Source organism: Roseomonas chloroacetimidivorans, from assembly GCF_049629625.1.
Taxonomy (GTDB): domain Bacteria; phylum Pseudomonadota; class Alphaproteobacteria; order Acetobacterales; family Acetobacteraceae; genus Roseomonas; species Roseomonas chloroacetimidivorans.
Genome location: NZ_JBNBZS010000196.1, coordinates 1 through 3,560 on the forward strand (window position 1 = coordinate 1; position 3,560 = coordinate 3,560).

Sequence of the window (3,560 nt, forward strand, 5' to 3'; positions counted from 1 at the left end):
CGGCTCCAGCCAGCAGCTGGTCCAGTACCGCGTCAGGGATCCGAGGCTCTTTGCGTCGGGCCATGGGGGATCTCCTTTCGTCCCATCATGCCCAACCACACACGGAATTTCCGATAGTCCCGCCAGCCCCGTTACTCCGCCCTGGCGATCGAGACGGCACTGACCTTACGGGTGGTGTTCCATCTGGCACTGCGCCAGACGGAGGGCTTGATCGGCTCGCTCCTCCGGCTGCTCGGCCTGGATCTGGCGGTCCCGGACCACACCACCCTGAGCCGCCGCGCCGAGACGCTGGACGTGCCACGGCCCCGCCGCGGGCGGGAGCCCGTGCACCTGCTGGTGGACAGCACCGGCCTGCGGCTGTGTGGACCTGGCGAGTGGCTGGTTGAGAAGCATGGGACACGGAGGCGCCGGTCGTGGCGGAAGCTCCACCTCGCGACCGACGCCGACACCGGCCGGATCGTCGCGTCGGTACTGACGAACCGGGATGCCGACGATGGCTCGCAGGCTGGCCCGCTGCTTGAACGGAGCGACGGGCTCGTCGCTTCATTCACCGGCGACGGCGCGTTCGATCGTGACGACGTCTACGCCGAGGTAGCCGCGCGGCATCCCGATGCGGATGTCATCGTGCCGCCACGCTCGAGTGCCATGCCGAGCGGCACTGCCGAGATCGACCCGACGCGGCGTGACCGCCATCTTCAGGCGATTGCCGAGCGCGGGCGCATGGGCTGGCAAAGGACGTCCGGATACAACTGGCGCGCCCTGGTGGAAGCCGACATCGCGCGATGGAAGCGCGTCATCGGTGACAGGCTGCACTCGGGAAGCAATGGACGTCAGGTGGCTGAGGTGGCCATCGCCGCGAATGCCCTGAACCGGATGCTGGATCTCGGACGCGCAGACTACGTCCGCATCGCATGATCCCGATGACAGTAGGGCATCATGCGTCCGTACCTCTGATCCATGCACCAGAGTGGGCACGGGTGATAAAGGGCAGGCGGGAAGCGGCGAGGTGCGCGTCGGTGGACCGCAACGTCTGGCCGGTCCTGTTCGGCGGCTCCCAAGTGCCTTTATGCCACAGGTCGAGCCGGCGCAGGGTCGACCAGATCGTCGCCGGTGAGACTCGCCCGACGCCTCGCGGGCTCAGGATGTCTCGGACCTCGGCCAGGGTGATGTCCGGCTTGCCGGGCGTCATCTCGCGCAGCAGATCCTCGTGCCCGGCCAGCAATGGCCGTGGATCAGATCGCCCAAATCCGTGCACCAAGGTGCCTGGCGTCTTTACCTGCCCGAGACCTGGGCCGAGGACCCGGCACGGCGGACCAAGGCGGGGGTGCCGCAGGAGGTCGCGTTCGCGACTAAGCCGGAGATTGCACTGCAGCAGATCCGCAAGGCACGAGCTGACGGCGTGCCGGCGGGCATCGTGCTGGGCGATGCCGGCTATGGCGACGAGACCGACTTCCGGGTCGGGGTAGGCGAGCTCGGCCTGGGCTACGTGCTGGGCATCCGCTCCGGCACGGGTGTCTGGCCGCCCGGACAGGCCCCGCTGCCGCCTGCCCCCTGGTCCGGGCAGGGGCGGCCCCCGACCCGGGTGCGGCGCAGTGCGGAACACCGGCCGGTCTCGGTTAAGAAGTTGGCGCAGAACCTGCCCACCCACGCCTGGCGCCAGGTGACATGGCGCGAAGGAAGCCAGGCCGAGCTGTCCTCCCGCTTCGCGGCCGTGCGGGTCCGCCCCGCGCACCGCGACACCTTGCGCTCAGAACCCTGGCCGGAGGAGTGGCTGCTGATCGAATGGCCGAAGGGCGCGGCCGAGCCGAGCAAGTACTGGCTCTCCAACCTGCCCCCGCGCACCCCGCTCAGACGCCTCGTCCACACGGCCAAGGCGCGCTGGCTGATCGAGCGTGACTACCAGGAACTGAAGCAGGAGATCGGGTTGGGGCACTATGAAGGTCGTGGCTGGCGCGGCTTTCACCACCATGCCAGCCTCTGCATCGCAGCCCTCGGCTTCCTTGTCGCCGAGCGCTGCCTTTTTCCCCCTCAGCAGCGCTTCACCCCGGACTGGATCAAGGCACCTCCGCTACCCCAGGACTTCCGCCCGCGGGGCGCCGCCCATCCGGCCTGAGCGCCACGTCGCGAACTCTATCGCGACACCCCGGCAGCAGCTCGCCGTCAGCCTCATCGCTGCGCTGCCCCGATGTCCCTGCTGCCTGCAGAATTCGGCCACAAGCCGAAACAGAAAATGACACAGTAAGATTAGGTGCCTGTTCCTGATGGTTGGCCAGACATCGAAGCCGCCCCGGTAAATTCGAGCCCCGTTCGCGTGCCCTTCGTCCAGCAACGCCGGGCGAGGAATACTTCACCATTGCCGGTATTCAGCGTTACGCGCTCTGGGAGTGGAACAGGGGCAGCAAAGTTGACCTGTGCTCCCCCTTCCGACAGGTCCACTACGACACAATCGAATGTGAAGGCGCCGGTGGAAACCTGGGCGCTCAGGCGAACCGGATGCCGAGGCCAGCGCCGCCTCTCCTGGTAGAACGGGGTCTCTTCAGGGGCCAAGCTCCTCCCTGCCGGCCCCGTTCGCGCTTCTAGCTTACCGATCTCATCCTCGAGCAGCGCGGCCAAGCGGGCTCGGAACGCGATCCCGTCCAGAGCATTGCCTCGGACCGGCGCTTCGGCGAGAACCTGCCCGAGCTGCCGTCGCAAGACCCTAAGCATTTCAGCTTGGTCTTGGCGGACTTCTCTTCGTCTTACTACTGTCTCGAGCGCGACAGCCACCGCCTGCTCCAGTCCGTCGCCAGCAGGCTGGGACACCCGATCTTTCATCATAGGCTCCGTGTTCATGGCGTGGTCGGAACGCTAATCCCTCGCGAAAAATTCTCATTCAGGGGCTTAACAGGCTGCGGAAATTCGCTGCTCCAGCCCAGCCACACGAACAATCCGAATTGGACAGACCGTGATGTGCACAACACTGCTGTGCCCGAATCGTACGCAGCGTAATAAATTTTCGTAGAAGCCTCGCCAAAATCGAATTTCCGCAGCCTGTTAAGTGACCAATTTTTCACGTACGCGATGCGTAATTATGCCAGTGTACCGTTACGACTCTGTGTTCGGCCGCGATGATCAATGGCGGAATTGGAATGGACCAGGACTTCGAACAAAAGCGTCTAACGAGCGCTACCACAGGGAGCAGCGGCCTCGGTTGCACCATTCGCGCCACGAAAGATCTGGCTGAGTATGCGCGAACGCAGCACATCACTGCTGCCGACGAACTGCTTGGCGTGCTGATGGCCGTCCTTTTGGCGTCCAGCTCTAAGTCCTCGCATGATGAGCTTCTCGCCGCCGAGGAGCGCGCCAGACGCGATGGCAACACGCCAAGGTCTGCCCCGCAGCGCCGCGGCCTATGAACTCACGACTTCGCTGAATCGCGCTTCAAATAACGCATTGGCTCTCTGAACGGCTTTGTCAGATTGGCGCCCTAGTCGGGCAGTGACAGGGTCCTTGGTATGACAACCTCTCCCAATCCCTTCCGCGGCCTCCGGTACCCGGCCGAGGTCATTCAGCATGCGGTG

The 3,560-nt window shown here is 65.1% G+C and carries 3 protein-coding genes and 2 pseudogenes; 3 read left to right on the top strand and 2 right to left on the bottom strand.

Features of this window, described 5'->3' with window-relative positions; translation table 11 throughout:
• Positions 1 to 132: 132 nt before the first annotated feature.
• A pseudogene (locus ACO1BU_RS36350) lies at positions 133 to 915 on the top strand (IS5 family transposase); the annotation flags it as partial.
• 19 nt (positions 916 to 934) lie between these two features.
• On the opposite strand, the gene ACO1BU_RS36355 reads toward ACO1BU_RS36350, so the two are convergent.
• Positions 935 to 1,189 (bottom strand): hypothetical protein, encoded by a 255-nt coding sequence (locus ACO1BU_RS36355; protein WP_424140737.1) that lies wholly within the window; start codon positions 1,187 to 1,189, stop codon positions 935 to 937.
• 72 nt (positions 1,190 to 1,261) lie between these two features.
• Between ACO1BU_RS36355 and ACO1BU_RS36360 the strand changes: the two are divergent.
• Positions 1,262 to 2,113 (top strand): annotated as a pseudogene (locus ACO1BU_RS36360) (IS701 family transposase); the annotation flags it as partial.
• Positions 2,114 to 2,244: 131 nt separating this feature from the next.
• Here the strand turns inward: ACO1BU_RS36360 and ACO1BU_RS36365 are convergent.
• Positions 2,245 to 2,832, bottom strand: coding sequence for a PilZ domain-containing protein (locus ACO1BU_RS36365; RefSeq protein ID WP_424140738.1), 588 nt, complete (start codon positions 2,830 to 2,832; stop codon positions 2,245 to 2,247).
• Between the two features lie 296 nt (positions 2,833 to 3,128).
• Here ACO1BU_RS36365 and ACO1BU_RS36370 point away from each other — a divergent pair, with 296 nt between their 5' ends.
• Positions 3,129 to 3,395 carry a hypothetical protein gene (locus ACO1BU_RS36370; protein WP_424140739.1) on the top strand — a complete coding sequence of 89 codons (267 nt, stop codon included), beginning with the start codon at positions 3,129 to 3,131 and terminating at the stop codon, positions 3,393 to 3,395.
• Positions 3,396 to 3,560: the final 165 nt, after the last annotated feature.

Coding starts and splice junctions, on each gene's coding strand:
- ACO1BU_RS36355 (WP_424140737.1), bottom strand. CDS start 1,189: ATGACGCCCGGCAAGCCGGACATCACCCTGGCCGAGGTCCGAGACATC.
- ACO1BU_RS36365 (WP_424140738.1), bottom strand. CDS start 2,832: ATGAACACGGAGCCTATGATGAAAGATCGGGTGTCCCAGCCTGCTGGC.
- ACO1BU_RS36370 (WP_424140739.1), top strand. CDS start 3,129: ATGGACCAGGACTTCGAACAAAAGCGTCTAACGAGCGCTACCACAGGG.